18 protein-coding genes, 2 tRNA genes and 2 pseudogenes are annotated in these 23,418 nt (G+C 58.9%); 20 read left to right on the top strand and 2 right to left on the bottom strand.

Translation table 11 applies throughout. From position 1 onward, the window contains the following. The first annotated feature begins 8 nt into the window (after positions 1–8). The 4 genes from ercA to PVE35_RS08720 all read left to right on the top strand — a co-directional run bounded on the left by ercA (position 9) and on the right by PVE35_RS08720 (position 4,304). Positions 9–1,172 carry an alcohol dehydrogenase-like regulatory protein ErcA gene (ercA, locus tag PVE35_RS08705; protein WP_268178013.1) on the top strand — a complete coding sequence of 388 codons (1,164 nt, stop codon included), beginning with the start codon at positions 9–11 and terminating at the stop codon, positions 1,170–1,172. Next, entirely contained in the window at positions 1,156–2,880 is a 1,725-nt protein-coding gene (locus PVE35_RS08710) for a NahK/ErcS family hybrid sensor histidine kinase/response regulator (protein ID WP_277374403.1), read from the top strand. Before ercA ends, PVE35_RS08710 begins: the two co-directional genes overlap by 17 nt. Positions 2,881–2,958: 78 nt before the next feature. After that, the gene (locus PVE35_RS08715; RefSeq protein ID WP_268178011.1) at positions 2,959–3,366 is read left to right on the top strand and encodes a PA2779 family protein; all 408 of its coding nucleotides are present in this window, start codon (positions 2,959–2,961) and stop codon (positions 3,364–3,366) included. Beyond that, a complete protein-coding gene (locus tag PVE35_RS08720) occupies positions 3,351–4,304 on the top strand; it encodes a PA2778 family cysteine peptidase (RefSeq protein WP_277374404.1) in 954 nt (317 codons plus the stop codon). Before PVE35_RS08715 ends, PVE35_RS08720 begins: the two co-directional genes overlap by 16 nt. A 238-nt stretch (positions 4,305–4,542) precedes the next feature. Here the strand turns inward: PVE35_RS08720 and PVE35_RS08725 are convergent, their stop codons facing one another. Beyond that, the gene (locus PVE35_RS08725) at positions 4,543–5,826 is read right to left on the bottom strand and encodes an FAD-binding oxidoreductase (RefSeq protein WP_277374405.1); all 1,284 of its coding nucleotides are present in this window, start codon (positions 5,824–5,826) and stop codon (positions 4,543–4,545) included. A 183-nt stretch (positions 5,827–6,009) separates the two neighbouring features. Between PVE35_RS08725 and PVE35_RS08730 the strand changes: the two genes are divergently transcribed. The 12 genes from PVE35_RS08730 to PVE35_RS08785 all read left to right on the top strand — a co-directional run bounded on the left by PVE35_RS08730 (position 6,010) and on the right by PVE35_RS08785 (position 17,989). Further along, positions 6,010–6,086, top strand: a tRNA-Val gene (locus PVE35_RS08730). Between the two features lie 267 nt (positions 6,087–6,353). Continuing rightward, positions 6,354–8,276 (top strand): threonine--tRNA ligase, encoded by a 1,923-nt coding sequence (thrS, locus tag PVE35_RS08735; RefSeq protein ID WP_268178008.1) that lies wholly within the window; start codon positions 6,354–6,356, stop codon positions 8,274–8,276. 17 nt (positions 8,277–8,293) lie between these two features. Continuing rightward, positions 8,294–8,827, top strand: a complete 534-nt coding sequence (gene infC, locus PVE35_RS08740) for a translation initiation factor IF-3 (RefSeq protein WP_268178007.1) — start codon at positions 8,294–8,296, stop codon at positions 8,825–8,827. Between the two features lie 60 nt (positions 8,828–8,887). Further along, complete coding sequence (rpmI, locus tag PVE35_RS08745; protein WP_044401775.1) at positions 8,888–9,082, top strand: 50S ribosomal protein L35; 195 nt, start codon at positions 8,888–8,890, stop codon at positions 9,080–9,082. Between the two features lie 29 nt (positions 9,083–9,111). Then, positions 9,112–9,468, top strand: coding sequence for a 50S ribosomal protein L20 (gene rplT, locus PVE35_RS08750; protein ID WP_003243409.1), 357 nt, complete (start codon positions 9,112–9,114; stop codon positions 9,466–9,468). Between the two features lie 96 nt (positions 9,469–9,564). Next, complete coding sequence (gene pheS / locus PVE35_RS08755) at positions 9,565–10,581, top strand: phenylalanine--tRNA ligase subunit alpha (protein WP_268178006.1); 1,017 nt, start codon at positions 9,565–9,567, stop codon at positions 10,579–10,581. A 44-nt stretch (positions 10,582–10,625) separates the two neighbouring features. Next, positions 10,626–13,004: a phenylalanine--tRNA ligase subunit beta gene (gene pheT / locus PVE35_RS08760; protein ID WP_277374406.1), complete on the top strand. Its 2,379-nt coding sequence runs from the start codon at positions 10,626–10,628 to the stop codon at positions 13,002–13,004. Between the two features lie 3 nt (positions 13,005–13,007). Further along, entirely contained in the window at positions 13,008–13,310 is a 303-nt protein-coding gene (ihfA, locus tag PVE35_RS08765) for an integration host factor subunit alpha (RefSeq protein WP_003243414.1), read from the top strand. Beyond that, entirely contained in the window at positions 13,291–13,647 is a 357-nt protein-coding gene (locus PVE35_RS08770) for a MerR family transcriptional regulator (RefSeq protein WP_013716019.1), read from the top strand. The genes ihfA and PVE35_RS08770 overlap by 20 nt, the downstream gene beginning before the upstream one ends. Positions 13,648–13,722: 75 nt before the next feature. Next, positions 13,723–13,799: transfer RNA gene (locus PVE35_RS08775), tRNA-Pro, on the top strand. 573 nt (positions 13,800–14,372) lie between these two features. Beyond that, positions 14,373–16,325, top strand: a complete 1,953-nt coding sequence (locus tag PVE35_RS08780; protein ID WP_277374407.1) for an AAA family ATPase — start codon at positions 14,373–14,375, stop codon at positions 16,323–16,325. Beyond that, a complete protein-coding gene (locus PVE35_RS08785) occupies positions 16,322–17,989 on the top strand; it encodes an ATP-dependent helicase (RefSeq protein ID WP_033948985.1) in 1,668 nt (555 codons plus the stop codon). Before PVE35_RS08780 ends, PVE35_RS08785 begins: the two co-directional genes overlap by 4 nt. Positions 17,990–18,537: 548 nt before the next feature. Here the strand turns inward: PVE35_RS08785 and PVE35_RS08790 are convergent. Continuing rightward, positions 18,538–19,170, bottom strand: coding sequence for a hypothetical protein (locus PVE35_RS08790; protein ID WP_277374408.1), 633 nt, complete (start codon positions 19,168–19,170; stop codon positions 18,538–18,540). A gap of 218 nt (positions 19,171–19,388) precedes the next feature. Here PVE35_RS08790 and PVE35_RS08795 point away from each other — a divergent pair, with 218 nt between their 5' ends. From PVE35_RS08795 to istA, 4 genes and pseudogenes are all read left to right on the top strand, one after another. Then, entirely contained in the window at positions 19,389–20,525 is a 1,137-nt protein-coding gene (locus PVE35_RS08795) for a hypothetical protein (RefSeq protein ID WP_124078793.1), read from the top strand. Positions 20,526–20,702: 177 nt separating this feature from the next. Then, positions 20,703–21,380 (top strand): inovirus Gp2 family protein, encoded by a 678-nt coding sequence (locus PVE35_RS08800; protein ID WP_277374409.1) that lies wholly within the window; start codon positions 20,703–20,705, stop codon positions 21,378–21,380. A gap of 34 nt (positions 21,381–21,414) precedes the next feature. Then, positions 21,415–21,608 (top strand): annotated as a pseudogene (locus PVE35_RS08805) (AlpA family transcriptional regulator). A 277-nt stretch (positions 21,609–21,885) separates the two neighbouring features. Beyond that, positions 21,886–23,401: pseudogene (gene istA, locus PVE35_RS08810) on the top strand (IS21-like element IS1491 family transposase). Positions 23,402–23,418 lie beyond the last annotated feature (17 nt).

Below are 23,418 nucleotides of genomic sequence, written 5' to 3' on the forward strand. Positions count from 1 at the left end.
GCCGTTGTATGAGCCACGATTTGAGGCAACTGCGTAAGTTCGTTTCCCCCGAGATCATTTTCGGCGCTGGCTCCCGACACAATGTCGGTAACTACGCCCGAACCTTCGGTGCCCGCAAGGTGCTGATCGTCTCCGACCCCGGCGTGGTCGCCGCCGGCTGGGCCGGGGATGTCGAGGCCAGCCTGCAGGCCCTGGGCATCGCCTACTGCCTGTACACCAAGGTGTCGCCCAACCCGCGTGTGGAAGAGGTGATGGAGGGCGCCGAGCTGTATCGCAGCGAGGGCTGCAACGTCATAGTCGCGGTCGGCGGCGGCAGCCCCATGGACTGCGCCAAGGGTATCGGCATCGTCGTCGCCCATGGCCGCAGCATTCTCGAATTCGAGGGGGTGGACACCATCCGTGTGCCCAGCCCGCCGTTGATTCTGATTCCCACCACTGCCGGCACCTCGGCGGATGTGTCGCAGTTCGTGATCATCTCCAACCAGCAGGAGCGGATGAAGTTCTCCATCGTCAGCAAGGCGGTGGTGCCGGACGTGTCGCTGATCGACCCGGAAACCACCCTGAGCATGGATCCCTTCCTCAGCGCCTGCACCGGCATCGACGCCATGGTGCATGCCATCGAGGCCTTCGTCTCCACCGGCCACGGCCCGCTCACCGACCCCCACGCGCTGGAGGCCATGCGCCTGATCAACGGCAACCTGGTGCAGATGATCGCCAACCCGCAGGATATCGCCCTGCGCGAGAAGATCATGCTCGGCAGCATGCAGGCCGGCCTGGCTTTCTCCAACGCCATTCTCGGCGCGGTGCATGCCATGAGCCACAGCCTGGGCGGTTTCCTCGACCTGCCGCACGGCCTGTGCAATGCGGTGTTGATCGAGCATGTGGTGGCCTTCAACTACAGCGCAGCGCCGGAGCGTTTCAAGGTCATCGCCGAAACCCTCGGCATCGACTGCCGTGGCCTTGCTCACGCGCAGATCCGCCAGCGCCTGGTCGAACACCTGATCGCCTTCAAGCATGCCGTGGGTTTCCGTGAAACCCTGGGCCTGCATGGCGTCGGCAGTTCGGATATTCCCTTCCTTTCCAGCCATGCCATGGACGACCCATGCATCCTCACCAACCCGCGCGAGTCGACCCAGCGCGATGTCGAGGTGGTCTATGGCGAGGCGCTCTGACGAGGCCCTGGCCGGGCTGCTGGGCCTGGGCAGCCAGTCGGCGCGCAAGAGTCATTACCCGGAGCTGCTGGCGCGTCTGGAGGAGCTGGAAACCGAGCGCAACCGCTACAAATGGCTGTTCGAGCATGCCGTGCACGGCATCATCCAGGCCAGCCTGCAGGACGGTGTGCTGGCGGCCAACCCGGCGATGGCGCGCATGCTCGGCTATGACGACCCGCAGCAGGTGCTGTGGTCGCCGGGCGACCTGGCCCGGCACCTGTTCGTCGGTGGCTTCGACGAGCTGGCGCTGATCCGTGAGCGGCTGAACCAGGGGCAAGCACTGCTGGGTTACGAGACGCGCCTGCGGCGGCGCGATGGCAGCACCATCGACGTGCTGATGAACCTGCTGCTCAAACCGGATGGTGATGGCGTGTTCGAGGGCTTCGTCGCCGATATCACCGAGCGCAAGCAGGCCCAGCAGCGCCTGCAGCAACTCAATGACGAGCTGGAGCGACGGGTGGCGGCGCGCACCTTCGAGCTGCTCGAATCCAACCGCAACCTGCAGCAGCAGATTGCCGAACGCGAGCGCATCGAGCGGGCCCTGCGCGAGGCGCGCGATGCCGCCGAGGCGGCCAATCGCAGTAAGGACAAGTACCTGGCAGCCGCCAGCCACGACCTGCTGCAGCCGCTCAATGCCGCGCGCCTGCTGATCTCCACCCTGCGCGAGCGCGAGCTGCCGAACGCCGAGCACAATCTGGTGGAGCGCAGCCACCTGGCGCTGGAGGGGGCGGAAGACCTGCTCACCGATCTGCTGGACATCTCCAAGCTGGATCAGGCCGCGATCAAACCGGACGTGGACGTCTATCGCCTGGAAGAACTGCTGGCACCGCTGGCCTCGGAGTTCGAGGGGGTGGCAGTGGCCAGCGGTCTGCGCCTACGCGTGCACATCGCCGACTGTGCGGTGCGTACCGACTTCCGCCTGCTGACGCGCATCCTGCGCAATTTTCTCAGCAATGCCTGCCGTTACACCGAGCGCGGCGGCGTACTGCTCGGCGCGCGGCGGCGCGGCGCCTTTCTCGACATACAGGTGTGGGACAGCGGCCGGGGCATCGCGGCCGATCAACTGGACAAGATCTTCCTCGAGTTCAACCAGCTCGAGGTCGGCCGCGCCGCCGAGCGCAAGGGCGTCGGTCTGGGCCTGGCCATCGTCGAGCGTATCGCGCGCATGCTCGGCTACCCGGTGCAGGTGCGTTCGCAGCCGGGGCGCGGTTCGGTGTTCAGCATCCGCGTGCCGCTGGCCCAGGAGCGGCCGCAACGCCAGGTGCAGCCCGTGGCACAGGCTCTGCTCGGCAACCCCCTGCCAGGCCGGCGCCTGCTGGTGATCGACAATGAAGTGGATATCCTGCACAGCATGGCGGCCTTGCTCGGGCAGTGGGGCTGCGAGGTGATCACCGCTGTCGATCTTTCCGAGGCCATGCAGCGGCTGCAGGGCAGGGCGCCGGAGGTGATCGTCGCCGACTTCCACCTCGATCATGGTGTGCTCGGTTCGCAGGTGATCGAGCAGTTGCGCGAGCGTTTCGCTCAGCCGATTCCGGCACTGGTCATCAGTGCCGACCGTAGCGATGCCTGTCGGCGTGAGCTGCAGGTGCTGGGCGTGCCCTTGCTGAACAAGCCGGTCAAGCCCGGCAAGCTGCGTGCGGTGCTCAGCCAGTTGCTCCAGGGGGCTTGAGCGGGGCGCTGTGAGGGCTGAACCTCCGTCGATACGATGCTGTCTATTGGCTAGTTCGTCCCTCAGGAGATCACTACAATGACAATATCCATGACCCCCTTCATGCGTCGTCTGGCCGCCTTCACCGCATTGCTGCAGTTGCTGCTGGTGGTACAGATTCCCGCGGCCAATGCGGCCATGATCGGCACGCCCGAGGTCATCGCCGAGCAGCAGCACCAGGTCGACCAGCAGCAACTGCTGGCCATGCTCGACGATCAGCAGGTCAAGGACAAACTGCTGGCCATGGGCGTGGATCGCGAGCAGGTGGAGGCGCGCATCGCCAGCCTGACGCCGGCCGAGCTGGCACAGTTCAACCAGCAACTGGATCAGGCGCCTGCCGGTGCTGGTGTGGTGGGTATCATCGTGTTGTTTCTGGTGATCTTCATCATCACTGATATGCTGTGCGCCACCGACATCTTCAGTTTCGTCAAATGCATAAATCGCTGATTCGTCTCTGCTGCATCGCTTCTCTCGCTTTACTCGCTGCTTGTGCTCGCTCTCCGGTGCTGTCACCGGAGGGCGAGCGTTTGCCTGAACGGGTCGAGCTGAGCGACGTTCCCTTCTTTCCGCAGCAGGCCTACCAGTGCGGGCCGGCGGCCTTGTCCACCATGCTCAACCAGCGTGGTGTGATGACGTCGCCCGGCCTGCTCAAGGACAAGGTCTACATCCCAGGCCGCGAAGGCAGCCTGCAGGTGGAGATGGTGGCTGCCGCGCGCAGCCATGAAATGCTGGTCTACCCGCTGCAGCCGCGGCTGGATGCCGTGCTGGCCGAAGTGGCGGCCGGCAATCCGGTGCTGGTGCTGCAGAACCTGGGCTTCGACTGGTACCCACAGTGGCATTTCGCTGTGGTGGTGGGCTATGACCGCCGCGAGCGCGAGCTGATGCTGCGCTCTGGCACCACGCGCCGGCTGGAAACCAGTTTCAATACCTTCGACAGAACCTGGGCCCGAGGCGGGCGCTGGGCGGTGGTGACGCTGTCGCCCGATCGTTTGCCCGCACAGGCTGATATGCACACCTGGATGAAGGCGGCCAGCGATCTGGAGCAGACCGGTCAGGCCGCTGCCGCGCGCCGCGCCTACCGCACGGCGAGCGAGGCCTGGCCGAAGGAGTCGTTGCCTTGGTTCGCCCTGAGCAACAGCCGCTATGCCGACGGTGACCGCAAGGGCGCCGAGCAGGCCCTGCGCGAGAGCCTCAAGCGAGAGCCAGGTTTCGCGGCTGGCTGGTTCAACCTGTCGCAGGTGCTGGGCGAGCAGGGCTGCGCGCGCGAGGCGCAGCAGGCTCAGGCCTGTGCGCAACGTTTGGCACCGAAGGATTCACGCTTTGCCGCGCCGCTCAAGGCCAGTGGCTCAGGCGGGCAGTGCCAAACCTTGCCGGCTTGCCCCTGATGCAAAAGAAAACGGCGCCCTCGGGTTCGGGTAATGCCAGCCAGTTGATGCTGTACACGTTTGGCTCCCCTCTCCCGTTTACGGGAGAGGGGCGGGGAGAGGGCCGAAATACCGCGAAACGGCCATTTACCCCTCTCCCTAACCCTCTCCCCGTAGGGGCGAGGGGACTAATCGTAGCCAGTCGGCGCTTAGCTGATCGGCATTACGCCCGCGGGCGCCGTTCTCGTTTGGGGCAGGGTCAGACGCCCAGCTTGTCGCGCAGCGTGTAGTACCAGGCGCCGATGGCGCTGAAGGGCACCTGGAACAGGCGGCCACCCGGGAAGGGGTAGTGCGGCAGGTCGGCGAAGGCATCGAAGCGCTCGGCTTGGCCGCGCAGTGCCTCGGCCAGCACCTTGCCGGCCAGGTGCGTGTAGGTCACGCCATGGCCACTGCAGCCCTGCGAGTAATAGATGTTGTCGCCGATGCGGCCGACCTGTGGCAGGCGCGACAGGGTCAGCAGGAAGTTGCCGGTCCAGGCGAAGTCGATCTTCACATCCTTGAGCTGCGGGAAGGTCTTGAGCATCTTCGGGCGGATGATTGCTTCGATGTTGGCCGGGTCGCGCGCACCGTAGACCACACCGCCACCGTAGATCAGGCGCTTGTCGCCGGAGAGGCGGTAGTAGTCGAGCAGGTAGTTGCAGTCCTCGACGCAGTAGTCCTGCGGCAGCAGGCTGGCAGCCATTTCATCGCTCAGCGGCTCGGTAGTGATCACCTGAGTGCCGCACGGCATTGATTTGGACGCCAGCTCCGGGACCAGATTGCCCAGGTAGGCGTTGCCGGCCACCACCACGAACTTGGCCTTGATGCGGCCTTCCGGGGTATGCACCACGGGGTTGGCGCCACGCTCGATGCGTGTGGCCGGGGACTGTTCATAGATCACGCCGCCGAGCGATTCCACGGCAGCGGCTTCGCCGAGCGCCAGGTTCAGCGGATGGATATGGCCGCCGCTCATGTCCAGCATGCCGCCGACATAGTTGTCGGTGGCCACCACCTCGCGGATGCGCTGTGCATCCATCAGCTCCAGTTGGGTATGGCCGTAGCGCTCCCACAGCTTCTTCTGCGACTCCAGATGGCCCATCTGCTTGCCAGTCAGCGCGGCGAACACACCACCGTCCTTGAGGTCGCACTGGATATCGTACTTGGCGATGCGCTCACGGATGATGCGGCCGCCCTCGAAGGCCATCTGCCCGAGCAGTTGCGCCTGCTTGGGGCCGACGCTGCGCTCGATCACGTCGATGTCGCGGCTGTAGCTGTTGACGATCTGCCCGCCGTTACGCCCCGAGGCGCCGAAGCCGACCTTGGCCGCCTCGACGATGCTTACCTTGAAGCCGTTCTCCAGGAGGAACAGCGCAGTGGACAGGCCGGTATAGCCAGCGCCGATGATGCACACATCGGTTTCCACCTCGCCTTGCAGGGCAGGGCGCTGCGGGACGGGGTTGGCTGAAGCGGCGTAATAGGATTGCGGATAAGCCGTGTGCACCATATTGAACCTCTGTTCTTTATTTTTTACGAATGGCCCGATGCTACCTGAGTTGAAAATGGCCGGCTAGTGCCCGTGCAAAATATCCAACAAGGGTGTCTGGTAAAAAAATTGGCCTATTTCAGTGGGTTAGCGAAAAAACCTGTTGACGGCCAAAAAGATCTGCGTAGAATGCGCACCCATCGAAGGCACATAGCTCAGTTGGTTAGAGCACCACCTTGACATGGTGGGGGTCGTTGGTTCGAGTCCAATTGTGCCTACCAAATCGATAAAAAGGGGTCGCCAGGCGACCCCTTTTTTATTGTCCGGATTTTCCGGTGCCGGGGCGTGCTCCTTGAGTGTCGTTGCGCTTGCCAGCGTGGCGGCTTTCTGGAAGCATCCGCTCTCTTTACTTCCCCAGTGACTCTGGTTCGGTCTGGTTGGCCTTCGGGCTCCTGCCATCGTTAGGTGGGTATACCGCCGAATCGCTTCCTGGCTCATCCCAACCCACGTGACCTTTGGTAGGGGTCACCACTAGGAGAGGAGGCGCCATGCCCACCATTACTCTTCCCGACGGCAGTCAGCGTTCGTTCGATCATCCGGTATCCGTGCTGGAGGTCGCCCAATCCATCGGTGCAGGCCTGGCCAAGGCCACCCTGGCCGGCAAGGTGAACGGCAAGCAGGTCGATGCCTGTGATGTGATCGACAGCGATGCGACCCTGCAGATCATCACGCCGAAGGACGAAGAGGGGCTGGAGATCATCCGTCATTCCTGTGCGCACCTGGTTGGGCATGCGGTCAAGCAGCTCTACCCGGATGCCAAGATGGTGATTGGCCCGGTCATCGAGGAAGGCTTCTATTACGACATCGCCATCGGTCGGCCTTTCACTCCCGAGGACATGGCCGCCATCGAGCAGCGTATGAAGGAGTTGATCGACAAGGACTACGACGTCATCAAGAAGATGACGCCGCGGGCCGAGGTCATCGAGCTGTTCAAGGCGCGTGGCGAAGAGTACAAGCTGCGCCTGATCGACGACATGCCGGACGAGCAGGCCATGGGCCTGTACTACCACGAAGAATACGTGGACATGTGCCGCGGTCCGCACGTGCCCAATACCCGCTTCCTCAAGGCGTTCAAGCTGACCCGCATTTCCGGTGCCTACTGGCGCGGTGACTCGAAGAACGAGCAGTTGCAGCGCATCTATGGCACTGCCTGGGCAGACAAGAAGCAACTGGCTGCCTATATCCAGCGCATCGAAGAGGCCGAGAAGCGCGATCATCGCCGCATCGGCAAGCAGCTCGACCTGTTCCATCTGCAGGAAGAGGCGCCGGGCATGGTGTTCTGGCACCCCAATGGCTGGACTGTCTATCAGGTGCTGGAGCAGTACATGCGCCAGGTGCAGCGTGAGCATGGCTACGTGGAGGTGCGCACGCCGCAGGTGGTCGATCGCATCCTCTGGGAGCGCTCCGGGCACTGGTCCAACTACGCCGAGAACATGTTCACCACGTCGTCGGAGAATCGCGACTACGCGGTCAAGCCGATGAACTGCCCGTGCCACGTGCAGATCTTCAATCAGGGCCTGAAGTCCTACCGTGACCTGCCGCTGCGCCTCGCCGAGTTCGGCGCCTGCCACCGTAACGAGCCGTCCGGTGCGCTGCACGGTATCATGCGTGTGCGTGGCTTCACCCAGGACGATGCACACATCTTCTGCACCGAAGAACAGGTGAAGAAGGAGGCGGCCGACTTCATCAAGCTGACCTTGCAGGTTTACCAGGACTTCGGCTTCACCGATGTGTCCATGAAGCTGTCGACCCGTCCGGCCAAGCGCGTGGGTTCCGAAGAGCTGTGGGATCGTGCCGAAGGGGCGCTGGCCGACGCGCTCAACGAGTCGGGCCTGACCTGGGAATATCAACCGGGCGAGGGCGCCTTCTACGGGCCGAAGATCGAGTTCACCCTCAAGGACTGCCTGGGGCGCAACTGGCAGTGCGGTACGCTGCAGTACGATCCGAACCTGCCGGAGCGCCTGGAGGCCAGCTACATCGCCGAGGACAACAATCGCAAGCGCCCGGTCATGCTGCATCGTGCGATACTCGGCTCCTTCGAGCGCTTCATCGGTATGCTGATCGAGCACTATGCCGGTTCCTTCCCGGCCTGGCTGGCGCCGACTCAGGCGGTGATCATGAATATCACCGACAAACAGGCCGATTTCGCCCGTGAGGTGGAGAAAACCCTCAATCAAAGCGGATTCCGTGCCAAGGCCGACTTGAGAAACGAGAAGATCGGCTTTAAAATCCGCGAGCATACTTTGCTCAAGGTTCCCTATCTCTTGGTTATTGGAGATCGGGAAGTCGAGACACGATCCGTTGCTGTGCGCACTCGCGAAGGCGTCGATATGGGCTCGTTGCCCATCGAGCAGTTCATGGCGCAACTGCAGCAAACGGTTTCCCGGCGTGGTCGCCAAGATTTGGAGTAAGAACTATTAAGCGTGATATGAGACAGGACAAGCGGGCCGCCCCCAAGGCGCCTATCAACGAGAACATCACCGCGCGTGAGGTTCGCCTGATTGGGCCGGACGGTCAGCAGATTGGTGTGGTTTCCATCGATGAGGCGCTGAGCGCTGCCGAGGAAGCCAAGCTGGATCTGGTGGAAATCTCCGCTGATGCGGTGCCTCCGGTTTGCCGCATCATGGACTACGGCAAGCACCTGTTCGAGAAGAAAAAGCAGGCTGCTATTGCCAAGAAGAACCAGCACCAGCAGCAGATCAAAGAGATCAAGTTTCGTCCAGGGACGGAAGAAGGGGATTACCAGGTAAAACTACGCAACCTGGTACGTTTCCTTGAAGATGGGGACAAGGCCAAGGTATCGCTTCGATTCCGCGGCCGTGAGATGGCCCACCAGGAGCTGGGGATGGAGCTGCTCAAGCGGGTCGAACAAGACCTGATCGAGCTCGGCACCGTCGAACAGCATCCCAAGCTGGAAGGACGCCAGCTGATGATGGTCATCGCTCCCAAGAAGCGTAAATAACCTCCCGGGCACTGGCAGGCCTGATGGTTATCAGTTGTTAATGAATGCGGAGTACTAAACATGCCAAAGATGAAAACCAAGAGCGGTGCTGCAAAGCGCTTCCTGAAGACTGCTTCGGGCTACAAGCACAAGCACGCTTTCAAGAGCCATATCCTGACCAAGATGTCCACCAAGCGTAAGCGTCAACTGCGCGGTAGCGAGCTGATGCATCCGTCGGACAAGGCAAAAGTCGAGCGCATGCTGCGCGTTCGTTAATCGGTCAAGATACTTAGAGGTAATTACTCATGGCTCGTGTTAAGCGTGGCGTTATCGCTCGTGCTCGTCACAAGAAAATCCTGAAGCTCGCCAAGGGCTACTACGGCGCGCGTTCGCGCGTGTTCCGCGTCGCCAAGCAGGCGGTGATCAAGGCAGGCCAGTACGCCTACCGTGACCGTCGTCAGCGCAAGCGTCAGTTCCGCGCACTGTGGATCGCTCGTATCAACGCCGGCGCTCGCGTCAACGGTCTGTCCTACAGCCGTCTGATCGCTGGCCTGAAAAAGGCGTCGATCGAGATCGACCGCAAGGTTCTGGCCGATCTGGCAGTGAACGAAAAAGCGGCGTTTGCTGCGATTGTCGAGAAGGCCAAGGCCGTTCTGGCTTAAGTCCCCCGACAATCACCGGGTTCGCCCGGTGGCAACGTCAAAGATAGGGGAAGAGCCTTAACAGCTCTTCCCCTATTTCGTATCTGGAGTCTGTACATGGAAAATCTGGATGCATTGGTCTCCCAAGCGCTCGAGGCCGTGCAACGAAGCGAAGATGTCAACGCCCTGGAGCAGCTCCGGGTTCAGTACCTGGGCAAGAAGGGTGAACTGACTGCCCTGATGCAGACCCTGGGCAAGCTGTCGGCAGAGGAGCGTCCGCAGGCCGGCGCCCTGATCAACGCCGCCAAGACGCAGGTTCAGGATGCGCTTAGCGCCCGCAAATCCGTGCTCGAGCAGGCCCTGCTCGCCGAGAAGCTGGCCTCCGAGCGTATCGACGTGACCCTGCCGGGTCGCGGCCAGGCCTCCGGCGGCCTGCACCCGGTCACGCGCACGCTCGAGCGTGTCGAGCAGTTCTTCACCCATATCGGCTTCAGCGTGGCCGAGGGCCCGGAAGTCGAGGACGACTACCATAATTTCGAGGCGCTCAACATCCCCGGCCACCACCCGGCGCGGGCGATGCACGACACCTTCTATTTCAACGCCAACATGTTGCTGCGCACCCATACCTCACCGGTACAGGTGCGCACCATGGAGTCGCAGCAGCCGCCTATCCGCATCGTCTGCCCTGGCCGCGTCTATCGTTGCGACTCGGATATCACTCACTCGCCGATGTTCCATCAGGTCGAAGGCCTGCTGGTCGACGAGGGCATCAGCTTCGCCGACCTCAAGGGCACCATCGAAGAGTTCCTTCGCGTGTTCTTCGAGAAGCCTTTGGGCGTGCGTTTCCGTCCTTCCTTCTTCCCCTTCACCGAGCCATCGGCCGAAGTCGACATGCAGTGCGTCATGTGCTCCGGCAAGGGCTGCCGTGTATGCAAGCAAACCGGCTGGCTGGAAGTGATGGGCTGCGGCATGGTGCACCCGAACGTGCTGCGCATGAGCGGCATCGACCCGGAGAAATACTCCGGCTTCGCCTTCGGTATGGGCGCCGAGCGTCTGGCCATGCTGCGTTACGGCGTCAATGACTTGCGCCTGTTCTTCGATAACGACCTGCGGTTCCTGGCGCAATTTCGCTAGTAACCGCCCCTCGTGATCGAATTCGTTTAAGGAGAACAGACAACATGAAATTCAGTGAACAATGGTTGCGTGGCTGGGTGAACCCCGACGTATCCCGTGAGGATCTGGTCGCGCGCCTTTCTATGGTCGGCCTCGAGGTCGATGCCGTGCAGCCGGTGGCCGGTGCCTTCAGTGGCGTGGTGGTCGGCGAGATCCTCAGTGCCGAACAGCACCCGGACGCCGACAAGCTGCGCGTATGCCAGGTAAGCAATGGCGGCGAGACCTTCCAGGTCGTCTGCGGCGCGCCCAACGCTCGCGTCGGCATCAAGATTCCGTTCGCCATGATCGGTGCCGAGCTGCCGGGCGACTTCAAGATCAAGAAGGCCAAGCTGCGCGGCGTGGAATCCCAGGGCATGCTGTGTTCGGCTTCCGAGTTGCAGATCAGCGACGACAACAGCGGCCTGATGGAGCTGGCGGCCGATGCGCCGGTTGGTCAGGACATCCGTGCCTACCTGAATCTGGACGATGCCAGCATCGAGATCGGCTTGACTCCCAACCGTGGCGACTGCCTGTCGCTCGCCGGTCTGGCCCGTGAAGTCGGTGCCATGTATGGCGCCGCAGTGTCGCCTGTGGTCATCGACGCCGTCGCGCCTGCCCATGACGAAGTGCGCCCGGTCGAAGTGCTGGCGCCCAAGGCCTGTCCGCGTTACCTCGGCCGCGTTGTGCGCAACGTCGACCTGTCTCGTCCGACCCCGCTGTGGATGGTCGAGCGCCTGCGTCGTTCCGACATCCGCAGCATCGATGCGGCAGTGGACATCACCAACTACGTGATGCTCGAGCTGGGTCAGCCGATGCATGCCTTCGATCTCGCCGAAATCAACGGCGGCATTCGCGTGCGCATGGCCGAAGAGGGCGAGAAGCTGGTGCTGCTCGATGGCCAGGAAGTCAGCCTGCGCGCCGACACCTTGGTGATCGCCGATCACAGTCGTGCCCTGGCCATCGCTGGCGTCATGGGTGGTGAGCACAGCGGCGTCAGTGACAAGACCCGCGACCTGTTCCTGGAAAGCGCCTTCTTCGACACCATTGCCGTGGCCGGCAAGGCGCGTTCCTATGGCCTGCACACCGACTCTTCGCACCGCTTCGAGCGTGGTGTGGACTCGCAACTGGCGCGCCAGGCCATGGAGCGCGCGACCGCGCTGCTGCTGGAAATCGTCGGCGGTGAAGCGGGGCCGATCATCGAGGCTGTCAGCGAGGTCGATCTGCCTAAGGTGGCTCCGATTACCCTACGCGCCGAGCGCATCAGCCAGATGCTGGGCATGGATATGAACGGCGCCGAGGTCGAGCGCCTGCTGACCTCGCTGGGCTTGGGCGTCAGTGCTCAGGGTGCCGGTCAGTGGCAGGTCAGTGTGCCCAGCCACCGCTTCGATATCAGCCTGGAAGTGGATCTGATCGAGGAGCTGGGCCGGCTGTACGGCTACAACCGCCTGCCGGTGCGCTATCCGCAAGCGCGTCTCGCGCCGCAGGCGCGTGCCGAAGCGCGTGCCGAGCTGCCGGCGCTGCGCCGTCTGCTGGTGGCGCGTGGTTATCAGGAAGCGATCACCTATAGCTTCATCGATCCCAAGCTGTTCGAGCTGTTCGCGCCGGGCGTCGAACCCCTGCAACTGGCCAACCCGATTTCCGCCGACATGGCGGCCATGCGTTGCTCGTTGTGGCCGGGGCTGATCAAGGCGCTGCAGCACAACCTCAATCGCCAGCAGTCGCGCGTGCGCTTGTTCGAGAGCGGCCTGCGCTTCGTCGGTCAGCTAGGTGAGCTCAAGCAGGAAGCCATGCTGGCGGGCGTGATCACGGGCAGTCGCCTGCCGGAAGGCTGGGCCAATAGCCGTGAGAGCGTCGACTTCTACGACCTGAAAGCCGATGTCGAGGCGCTGCTGGGGTATGCCGGTGCGGCCGATGCATTCAGCTTCTTGCCGGGCGAGCATGCCGTCCTGCATCCGGGGCAGACCGCGCGAATCGAGCGGGAAGGGCACCTGGTCGGCTTCATGGGGGCCTTGCATCCCGAGTTGGCCAAGACCCTGGAGCTGGATCAGCCGATGTTCCTCTTCGAGTTGCTGTTGGCCGAAGTGGCGGCTGGGCGTCTGCCTGCGTTCAATGAGCTGTCGCGCTTCCCTGAAGTGCGTCGCGATCTGGCGCTGCTGGTCGATCGCGAGCAGCCGGCAGAAGCCGTGCTGGCGGCCATCCGTGAGGCGGCGGGCGAGTGGCTGACAGACCTCAAGCTTTTTGACGTCTATCAGGGTAAAGGTATTGATCCGCTTAGAAAAAGCCTTGCGGTTGGCTTGACCTGGCAACATCCATCGCGCACTCTTAACGACGATGAGGTGAGTGCCACGACGCAGGATATCCTCACCTCCCTCGAACAAAGGTTCAACGCCACGTTAAGGAAGTAGCGTATGGGGGCTCTGACGAAAGCTGAGATGGCCGAACGTCTGTACGAAGAGCTCGGCCTGAACAAACGGGAAGCCAAGGAACTGGTGGAGCTGTTTTTTGAAGAGATCCGCCAGGCTCTTGAACTGAATGAACAGGTCAAGCTTTCGGGTTTTGGCAACTTCGACTTGCGCGACAAGCGCCAGCGACCGGGCCGTAACCCGAAAACAGGGGAAGAGATTCCGATCACGGCTCGTCGTGTGGTCACTTTTCGTCCAGGGCAAAAACTGAAAGCCAGGGTCGAGGCCTATGCTGGAACCAAGTCATAACGACGAACTACCGGCGATCCCCGGCAAGCGCTACTTCACCATCGGTGAAGTGAGCGAACTCTGCGCGGTCAAGCCCCATGTTCTGCGTTACTGGGAGCAGGAATTCCCACAGTTGAATCCGGTGAAGCGGCGGGGCAACCGTCGCTATTACCAGCGTCAGGATGTGCTGATGATCCGGCAGATTCGCGCATTGCTGTACGATCAGGGCTTCACCATCGGTGGCGCTCGTCAGCGCTTGTCCGGCGATGAAGCCAAGGACGACACCACTCAGTATCGTCAACTGATCAAGCAGATGATCGCCGAGCTCGAAGACGTTCTGCACGTCCTGAAAAAGTAAGGCAAAGAAAAAGTTGCCTTATTTCAAAAGCTTAATGTATAGTTCTTCCCGCTTCCGGTGACCCGGAAGCATCGTCGGGGCGTAGCGCAGCCCGGTAGCGCACTTGCATGGGGTGCAAGGGGTCGAGTGTTCGAATCACTCCGTCCCGACCAAAAATCCCTAGAAAATCCAGTCACTTAGCGGTGACTGGATTTTTTTATGGGCGGTGAATTTTTCTGAATCGATTTTTTGTGCCACTTTTTGTGCCACCGAGGTTCTTTGCTGCGATTGAGCCGGGGTTAGCTAGCAGTCAGCTGAACCCGTCCTTCTACCAAGCGCTCATAGGCGACGCGGACGAACTCCTGATCTGCCTTAACCCCATGTTGTCCCTCTTATTTGTTAGGAACACTGAGCCAAACGTACCGGCCACCTTTGCCCATCATCGTGCCCTTCTGGAAACCAGGCTGTTTCGAGATCGTGGCGCAGCCGTATTGATCGCAGAGCACATTCAATGTGCTGGGAACCTCTTCGAGGGATTTGGGGGATGTGAAAGATCTGATCGAGTTTGCTGAGTTGATTTTAGAAACCCACGCTCGCTGACTGGGAGGCCTATAAATCTTGCGCCACTATTTGGCTACCACGTGACGATGGCCTGGGCTAGGATTGGTCCCCAGCAGCGTCACTCAAATAGAGCGTGTCTGAAAGTCTGGGCCGCCGTTCATCGTTAGCCAGAAGGGATTCGAGCGTTGATACTCAAGCAAATGCGCGTGTGTGGTTTCCAATCGTTTGGCGCCAAGCCAGTCACTATCGATTTTCGAAAGCTGACTTTCTTGATTGGGCCCAATGGCTCCGGGAAAACCGCAACGTTGCAGGCGCTCTGTCGACTTTTTTCGATCGACCCCAATCAGCGACGTCTGCGCAAATCTGATTTCTTCGTTGCGCATAATGAAGAAGAAAGGCCGGATGAGCGAACGCTGTGGATCGAGGCAGACTTCTACTTTCCTGAAATCGCCGATGAGACCAAAGAACATCCGACCATCCCATGTAATTTTGGTCACATGCGGTTGGACAGCATCAGAGGTGTCCCGCGTGTGCGATATCGCCTGGATGCGACGCTAGGACTGGACGATGAGATTGAGCAGAGCCTGCGCTACGTCTCGGAAGTCGATGAGGATGGAAATCCGATAGCCACCTCTCCAGTGCCGCGTGATGAGCGTAATCAAATCCAGGTGCACTATCTGCCAGCACGTCGCGATCCAGCAGAGCACATCACCTACGGGACTAATGCGCTCTTGGGCCGCCTGTTGCGAGCCGTGAACTGGACTGAGCAGCGTGAAAAAATCAGCCAGTTGTCTGCAGATATTTCTGCAAGCCTCAGTACCAATCAATCGGTCATCAACCTGGGTGACGGTATTGCTAATGCCTGGGGCAAGCTGCACAAAGGCAAGTTTTTCAAAGACCCGAGCTTGACCTTTGTTAGCCATGAGATCGAAGCATTACTGCGACACCTCTCGGTTTCCTTCACCCCTGGTCATGGCGAACAGCAAGTAGATTTTTCGCGGCTCAGTGACGGTCAGAAGTCGATGCTTTACCTGACCTTGGTGCTCACCTCTCAGGCGATTGGCAGGGCTGTGCTCAAGGGCGATGACGATTCTTTCGACTTGGATAAGCTAAAGCCTGCAGTGTTCACCCTAGTAGCCCTAGAAGAGCCAGAGAATAGTCTGTCTCCTCATTACCTGGGCCGGATCGTATCGTCGCTCAAGGCATTGGTGCTGGGCAAGGATGCCTATGATGCGCAGGCGATGATCGCCACGCATGCGCCTTCAATGTTGCGGCGCGTTGAGCCTGAGCAGATTCGGTATCTTAGGCTTGATGACTCGCGCTGCACGGCCGTAACCAAGATTACGATGCCTCCGAAGGCTGGTGAGGCCTACAAATTTGTCAGGGAAGCAGTGCAAGCCTTTCCCGAGATATATTTCTCCAGGCTGGTAGTGCTGGGTGAGGGCGATAGCGAGGAAATTGTGTTGCCGCGATTGCTTGCTGCAGAAGGACTCATGGTGGATGAGGCCGCGGTGTGCATCGCGCCATTGGGTGGTCGTCACGTAAATCATTTCTGGCGTCTTTTGAGCGGGCTGAAAATCCCTTACGTTACGCTTCTTGATCTTGACGTGGCTCGGCACGGTGGCGGGTGGGGGAGGATCAACTACGTTGCAACGCAGCTCAATCTCCATTGCCCAAACCAAGGGTATATGCCTGATGACCAGCTTGCGAAACTCCCAAGCTGGGATAACCCCAAATATAAAATTCTGAAGGTTGAGAAAAGTCGGGAGTGGAGGAACTACATCGCTGAGCTTGAACCGTTTGACGTTTTCTTTTCCAGTCCAATGGACTTGGACTTTTCCATGCTCTGCGCCTTCCCACAAGCCTTTGGTGTCGAGGCCAAAGACCTTGTGGCACCGAAGATCGGCCAGCTCAGATCCGTGCTGGGTGATAGCTTCTTTGACGAAAAACAGTACACCGTGACTGAGCGTAAGCATTTCGCCGCGTACCACAGGTTGTTCAAGGTCGACAGCAAGCCTAAGTCGCACATTGAGGCCCTTTCGAATCTCTCTGACGATGATTTGAGGGAGGGTATGCCACCCTCGCTCAAGCGACTGGTCAAGCATGTGATCAAAATGGCCAGGGAGCTTCACGAATGATCAAGGTCGACGCTTGGAAGCCTTCCGCCGGCATCAAGCTTGAGCCTAATGCAGAGATTGCCGCGACGGAGCAACAGCGCAGTATAGCGCTGACTGCTGGGCCAGGCTCGGGTAAATCAGAGTTGCTGGCTCAGCGCGCTGACTTCCTACTCACTACGGGTGTATGTCGTTATCCCAAACGCATCTTGGCCATCGCCTTCAAGATCGACGCCAGTAACAACCTGAAGGAACGCGTTTGGCGGCGTTGCGGTGCGGCCTATGCAGGCCGCTTCGACAGCTACACTTTCCATGGATTGGCGAAGAGGATCATCGAGCGCTTCAGGCCAGTGCTAGCTGGCGCCGATGCGTTAAATCCAGATTTCAAAATTGTCGCGAAGGGCAAGGCTCACCCTGTGCAGACGGAGTTTAAAGAGCTCATCCCCCTTGCCATCAAGATCCTGGATGCCTATCCGGCGGCAGTAAATGCTATACGCCAGACCTACAGCGATGTCTTCCTAGACGAATTCCAGGACTGCACGGACGAGCAATACGAGCTGGTGACTAAGCTGTTCAAAGGATCAGGTCGTCGCGTGACGGCGGTGGGGGATGTTAAGCAGAAGATCATGGGTTGGGCAGGGGCCCTGGAAGGCGTTTTCGCCAGTTTCGTTGATGACTTTGAGGCTCAACATCTCAACATCTATCGGAACTTCCGGTCGCAACCGCATTTGCTCAGGCTCCAGAACGACATCATCAAAGTACTAGATCCTGACTCGGAAATGCCTGCTCACTTGCTCGCCGGTGAGGGTGGAGAGGTGCATGTATTGTCCTACGCCGATTGCCAGGATGAAGCCACCGACTTGGCTAAGCGCATCGCTAGCTGGATAAATGTAGAAGGTATCGCTCCGGCTAAAATCGCTGTGCTACCGCGTAATCAACCGGAGGCGTATTGCATTCGACTTATGGCTGAGCTCGACAATTGGGGCATCAGCTATCGTAACGAAAACAAGGCGCAGGACATTTCTACCGAGCCTATCGCCCAGGTTATCGTGGATTACCTGCTGTGCATTTACGGCCTGAGAGAGCCCAAAGCCTGGACTCGTCTGACGCGTCGAATCATCCAAGTAGAGGATGATGCAGAGAGCGAACTAAAGACCAATTGGAGCCGTTACATCAAGGAAGCACGGAAGTCTGCTGCGGCTGATCTTGCAACTAAAACCTTTGACCAGCGATGGACGCTACTGGAGGAGTTCCTCAAGATGGTTGGGCCTGCGCTGCTGGCAGGGCTCTCCCATGATTACGAGTCCTGGGTGCACCTGCGAGAGCAGATTGAGAGTGTCAAGAAATATATCGATGAAGCCTTGGCAAAAGAACCTGACCTTCTGAAAGCACTGGCCCAGCTCTCCGATGATCAATCGATTCGGATCCTCACTGTGCACAAGAGCAAGGGCCTTGAGTTCGACACAGTAGTATTGCTGGGCGTGGAGAATCAAGCCTATTTCGGCAAGGATCACCACGAAGTGCAGTGCACATTCTTCGTTGGTGTATCGCGTGCCGAGAGACGGCTTGTGGTGACGACGGCAAGTCATCGTCAGAATCTCGCTCAGCTTGAATACTGGAGATCCGCCCGCACCGTTCAGGCGGAATTCCTTGCGTACGTGAATCTCTGGAAGACCCACTCCAACTGATTTCGTCAAGCGATCAGAAACTGCGCAGCCGTCACTCCGACCTGCGGAGATGCCGGCTGTCTGTCGCGCTAATACACTTAGCCGCCTGGTTGCCTCGGGCTGCAACTCCAAGATGCCCGCTTTCATCAATCGTGCTTACGCCGTAACGGAGTGCTCTTGGCCGGACGCATTCAACGATGATTCGCATGTCTTCGTTGACGTCCTGTAACTTTCCGACGTGCAGGGTGAGAACCCATGAAGCAGGCGTGCTGCCTTCCGATTACCGCTAGGAGCGGAGGAATAAGCTCAAAAATCGCGTGTTTAAATGACTGTTTCTGGCCGATTGCAGCGATAACTATGAGTGGCTACCGGTCAATAGCTACATGCTACATGTCGTAGCTGGCTAATACCGGTTCATAGCAGGCAGTAATGATGGTCTGAAAAAATTTCCTTCCGAAAAACACGTCTCAGTACCCCTGCTATTTAAAGGGAAAATGTTTCGTGAATTTTGAGGTTATCGAGGTTTATCTATCTATAGTTCTGGCGAATCGATGTCCTGTTATTGGGTTTTAGATACTTTGGTTTTTGTTGCTGGAGGCGCTGTAATTATCTAGGATTGATGGGTGTAAGATTTCTTTTAGTTGCTCTGTAGTGCTTAAGTCCAATGAGAGTCCTTCGTTTATTAGCTTTTCTATCAAGATGCGAGTTATGTGTCTTAGTGCGGCTATCTGGACTTCTTGCTCTTCTATTTTGCTTTTTAGCTCAGAGAGCTCTGATCGGTGGGCTGCGGTCTTCTCTAGAGTGCTACTGAACCTACTTAACTCTCGCGAAATGCCGATATCTCTTTTTTGCTTTATGCTTTTAAGCTTTTCTTCAAAAGTATGTGAGTAGTGTTTTTTTGCTTCGTAATTGATGTTGATTATCTCTTCAAGGGTTTCGGTTAGTCCCCGTTTTCCTTGTATTCTTTTAAGTGTACTGAAGGTTGCTGGTGAAATGTCGCAGCTGAGGGTTCGTCTTTTTGCTCTATGAAGGCGCGAGCTCCAGCGCTGCTTTAACTGCTTGAATTGATCCTCCGATAGAGCATTTAGGTATATCAGTAATCCGTGTTCATCACGTGCCCACTGAGGGGCAGTTTCTATCAGCCAATCATGGATGTTTGGGTCCTTGTGAAGCCAGTCGCTTCGGGATTGCTTTTTTCTCATAATCTCACGCGTGATTTTATTGGATATCACGCGTGATATTACATGTGTTCTGCTATAAGGTGTATGGGGTGGGAAACGAGGATAAAGGCCTTTTTATGTACATCTCATGCCGAGCCTTTGCTTGCAAGAGGGCGATTCCGCTTAGGGCGCGCGTCCTTCTTTTCAGGCTAGTTGAGCGGTATGGTCTGGTGGGAGTGGATGAGGTAGGGGTGAGTGGCGTGCAACGCCTCGCTGAAAGCACGGGCTTTAGCAAGAGCGCGTTGAGTCGAGCCCTGAGCATCCTCGTTGGTCAGGGGGTGCTTATAGAGAGGCGTGAGCCAACCAATGGGAGGCCTAGAACGATCTACCGCCTTGCGCCTGCCTTGAAAGAAGTTGTGCTTTCACCGTCACGGAGAGATTTTCACGCGCCGTGGCTGGTTCGTTTGCTGGGGTCAGATGACCCGGTGTTTAGCGATCTTTCGATATCAGAAAGAGCTCTCTTGGCGATCCTATGGGGTTTGCTCCCTCGCCCAGGTTTGTGCGTACTTGATGGCTGGAGTGTTTCCCGTCTAGCAAGGTTGGCCAGTGTCGATCCGTCTACTTTTTATGAGATTGTTCGTAGGCTCGAGCAAAAGAAGATGCTCGTAGTGTCTGGTGCAGCGTTTGCTTCTGGCGGGGCGAAGGACAAAACCAAGACTTACTTTTTGTTGGGTCCTGCAGTGCTGTCGTGCTGGCCTAGATCCTATACATGGCAGGTTGATCTGACGGGGGTGTTGGGATGGTTTGCAGGTAGGGAGGATCAGTTCAGCGCCAGGGAACTGATGCAGCTTGTTAATAGTCCAGCGCTGAAAGTGAATGAAATTGAGGTCGGTGTCAGGGCTGAATTGCTTGAGCTTTTGAATGATGCGGCCGGTCGTGACTATGTTTTCAATCAATGCTGCGCTGCCATATCACATGCTTTCTCCGGTGGTGGGAGTGGTTCTTTGAATGAAAATGTTCTTTATCCCAGAGTGCAGTCGGCGCTGCTAAGGCTGTTGCGAATGCAAGTGGTAGGTAATGGCTTATACCACAGGGCTATTGAGGATATGGACTTCGGTAGGCTTGATGCTAAGTCCCGCGTGTTATCTGTTTTTGCGGAGCAGGTCTCATTTATTTTAGTTCGCGATTTCAAGAACCTGCTTTCCTTTGCTCCCAGATATAGGGAGCTTGGGCAAGGGAATAGGCTTATGGTTTGCTACCTTGTGGGTGTGGAAGAAGCATGCAAGATGCGTATTGACTTTGTCACCGATGATAGTGATGCGGGAGATAAGTTCGGAGCAGGCTTGCAGGTTCGATATCAGCAAGGCCTGCTTGATTTGCCTGATCAGCTGCTCTAAAGGCTGATCGATGAGTGCTGCTTTTGTGTTGGTTAGTTAATATTATTAGATGCTAGGGTTGTTTAGTTCTGGTGTTGTTATTGATATGTGCATTGTGTGGTGGGTGTTGTTAGGCGTGAGTGTGTGAATGCTTACCGATCGGGGTAGTACCTATGGAACTAACCATAGGAGCTACCCATGTACGATCAGCCACCAGTAGGCTCGCCCCAATGGCGAGACCTTTCTGTCCAATTGCTACCTCATGAGAGTCATGAGGCCTACCTGAATAATATCTACTCGTTGCTCTCAAATAGTTTGATGGTGCACCCGCGGTGGACCGTCATCCGGTTGGATCTGCACGTACCCACCGGATGCTTTCTGCCCCAGCGGGCAATAACCGACTTCATCGAGTCCCTCAAAAGCCAACTCGAACATGTACGGTCTATCAAGGCAGCGGCAGGGAAGAGAGCTTACGATCCGATGCTTCGGTATGTGTGGGTGCGCGAGTGGGATACTGCAGAGTATCCGCATTATCACTTGGCGCTACTGCTCAACCATGATGCCTACTTTTCCGTGGGCGATTACTCGAAGTTGCAGTCTGATGATTGCAGTTATGACCAGATGCTCGCCGGTCGCATCTACAAAGCTTGGGGTGTGGCACTGGGGGTGGATTGGGCAATCGCCATGAAAGGGGTTCTATTCGCCCCTAACCCTGTATCGCCTTTACAGGTCCAGCATCCGCTGTTCGAGCAGCAGTATCAGTCGGTCTTCTACCGCCTGAGCTACTTCGCCAAAAAGAGGACCAAGGTGTATGGGGACGGCCAGCGAAACTTTGGCATGAGTCAGCTGAGTCGTCTTAGAACCGAACTCCCCTGAGCCATCTCATGGACTAACTACCGGAGTGCCGACCATGAGACTGATTCGACTGAAAGAAGTGATGCGACTGACCGGCCTTGGCCGCTCTACCGTCTACAAGGTCATGAAGGAGGGGAGCTTCCCAGGCTCAGTTGCTTTGGGGGTAAGGCTGTAGCGTGGGTTGAGTCCGAGGTGCAGGAATGGATCCTGGCTCGGCTTCGGGAACGAGATGGTCAGCCGTCTCTATAACCCTACGATACAACCGCAGGCAATGCTGCTATTGCCTCCGTCTGCAGGCGTAACAACCCCCCTGAGCTTTGGCTGCGGATTCCACGGTCATCTGGCCACCCATTCCATGAACATCTGACCACCGATTCCACGCTGATCCGGCCACCCATTCCACGCGCATCCGGCCACTGATTCCACGGCCATCCGGCCACTCAACCGGGCAGGCAGCTACGCAGGATTTCTTCACTACCATCGACCTCTTTTTCGAAGCAGAGAGGTCGTCGTGGAGCGTTTATCCATGCGTAAGATTCGCGAAGTACTACGTCTCAAGTTCGAGGTCGGACTATCAGCTCGCCAGATTGCGGTCAGCGTGCAGGTCGGTCGTGTCACCGTCGGCGACTACCTCAATCGTTTTGCCGCCAGTGGTCTCAGTTGGCCCTGTTCGTTGTCCGATGCCGAGTTGGAGCAGCAACTGTTCCCGCCGGCCCCGGCGGTTGCCAGCGAGAAGCGGCCTTTACCCGATTGGGCATGGGTGCATGCCGAACTGCGCCGCCCCGGGGTGACCCTGGCGCTGCTCTGGCAGGAGTACCGCCTGAGCCAGCCGCAGGGCTTTCAGTACAGACTGGTTCTGTGAGCATTACCGAGCCTGGCAGGGCAAGTTGGACGTGGTGATGCGTCAGGAGCACCGCGTCGGCGAGAAGCTGTTCGTCGACTATGCCGGCCAGACGGTGCCGGTTATCGATCGCCACAGCGGCGAGATCCGCCAGGCGCAGGTGTTCATCGCAGTGCTCGGCGCGTCCAGCTACACCTTCGCCGAAGCCACCTGGTCGCAGCAGCTGCCGGACTGGCTAGGCTCCCATGCCCGCTGCTTTGCCTTCCTCGGCGGCGTGCCGGAGATCGTGGTGCCGGACAACCTGCGCAGCGCGGTAAGCAAGGCCCATCGTTACGAGCCGGACATCAACCCCAGCTACCGCGACCTGGCCGAGCACTACGGAGTGGCGGTGGTGCCGGCGCGGGCACGCAAACCGCGCGACAAGGCCAAGGCCGAAGTCGGCGTGCAGGTGGTCGAGCGTTGGATCCTCGCGGCCCTGCGCAACCGTCAGTTCTTCTCCTTGGACGAACTCAACAGCGCCATCTCCGTGTTGCTGGAGCGGCTCAACCAACGCCCGTTCAAGAAGCTGCCGGGCTCGCGCCAGACGGCCTTCGACAGCCTGGATCGTCCGGCGCTGCGCCCCCTGCCGGTGCAACCCTACGTCTACGCCGAGTGGAAGAAGGCGCGGGTGCACATCGACTACCACGTCGAGGTCGATGGGCATTACTACTCGGTGCCGTATCAACTGGTGAAGAAGCAGCTGGAGGTGCGCCTGACGGCGCGCACCGTCGAGTGTTTCCACGCCAACCAGCGAGTGGCCAGCCACCTGCGCTCAATGCACAAGGGCAGGCACAGCACGCAGGCCGAGCACATGCCCAAGAGCCATCGCGAGCATGCCGAGTGGACGCCGCAGCGGCTGATCCGCTGGGCCGAGCAGACCGGGCCGAACACCGCCGGCGTGATCCGGCACATCCTCGAACGGCGCATCCATCCGCAGCAGGGCTACCGGGCCTGCCTGGGCATCCTGCGCCTGGGCAAGACTCATGGCGAAGTGCGCTTGGAGCTGGCCTGCCGACGCGCCCTCAGCCTCGGCGCGTGCAGCTACAAGAGCCTCGAATCGATCCTGTGCCAGGGCCTGGAAAGCCTGCCGCTGGCTCAAGCCAACCTGCCGCTGCTGCCGGACGACCACGCCAACCTGCGCGGCCCCGGCTACTACCACTGAACCCAAGGAAACTCACC

The sequence above is a fragment of the Pseudomonas sp. AA-38 genome, from assembly GCF_029457475.1.
Lineage (GTDB): Bacteria > Pseudomonadota > Gammaproteobacteria > Pseudomonadales > Pseudomonadaceae > Aquipseudomonas.

Coding starts and splice junctions, on each gene's coding strand:
- PVE35_RS08800 (WP_277374409.1), top strand. CDS start 20,703: ATGTACGATCAGCCACCAGTAGGCTCGCCCCAATGGCGAGACCTTTCT.
- rpmI (WP_044401775.1), top strand. CDS start 8,888: ATGCCAAAGATGAAAACCAAGAGCGGTGCTGCAAAGCGCTTCCTGAAG.
- pheS (WP_268178006.1), top strand. CDS start 9,565: ATGGAAAATCTGGATGCATTGGTCTCCCAAGCGCTCGAGGCCGTGCAA.
- PVE35_RS08770 (WP_013716019.1), top strand. CDS start 13,291: ATGCTGGAACCAAGTCATAACGACGAACTACCGGCGATCCCCGGCAAG.
- rplT (WP_003243409.1), top strand. CDS start 9,112: ATGGCTCGTGTTAAGCGTGGCGTTATCGCTCGTGCTCGTCACAAGAAA.
- PVE35_RS08785 (WP_033948985.1), top strand. CDS start 16,322: ATGATCAAGGTCGACGCTTGGAAGCCTTCCGCCGGCATCAAGCTTGAG.
- infC (WP_268178007.1), top strand. CDS start 8,294: ATGAGACAGGACAAGCGGGCCGCCCCCAAGGCGCCTATCAACGAGAAC.
- PVE35_RS08710 (WP_277374403.1), top strand. CDS start 1,156: ATGGCGAGGCGCTCTGACGAGGCCCTGGCCGGGCTGCTGGGCCTGGGC.
- PVE35_RS08715 (WP_268178011.1), top strand. CDS start 2,959: ATGACAATATCCATGACCCCCTTCATGCGTCGTCTGGCCGCCTTCACC.
- thrS (WP_268178008.1), top strand. CDS start 6,354: ATGCCCACCATTACTCTTCCCGACGGCAGTCAGCGTTCGTTCGATCAT.
- ihfA (WP_003243414.1), top strand. CDS start 13,008: ATGGGGGCTCTGACGAAAGCTGAGATGGCCGAACGTCTGTACGAAGAG.
- ercA (WP_268178013.1), top strand. CDS start 9: ATGAGCCACGATTTGAGGCAACTGCGTAAGTTCGTTTCCCCCGAGATC.
- pheT (WP_277374406.1), top strand. CDS start 10,626: ATGAAATTCAGTGAACAATGGTTGCGTGGCTGGGTGAACCCCGACGTA.
- PVE35_RS08720 (WP_277374404.1), top strand. CDS start 3,351: ATGCATAAATCGCTGATTCGTCTCTGCTGCATCGCTTCTCTCGCTTTA.
- PVE35_RS08725 (WP_277374405.1), bottom strand. CDS start 5,826: ATGGTGCACACGGCTTATCCGCAATCCTATTACGCCGCTTCAGCCAAC.
- PVE35_RS08790 (WP_277374408.1), bottom strand. CDS start 19,170: ATGAGAAAAAAGCAATCCCGAAGCGACTGGCTTCACAAGGACCCAAAC.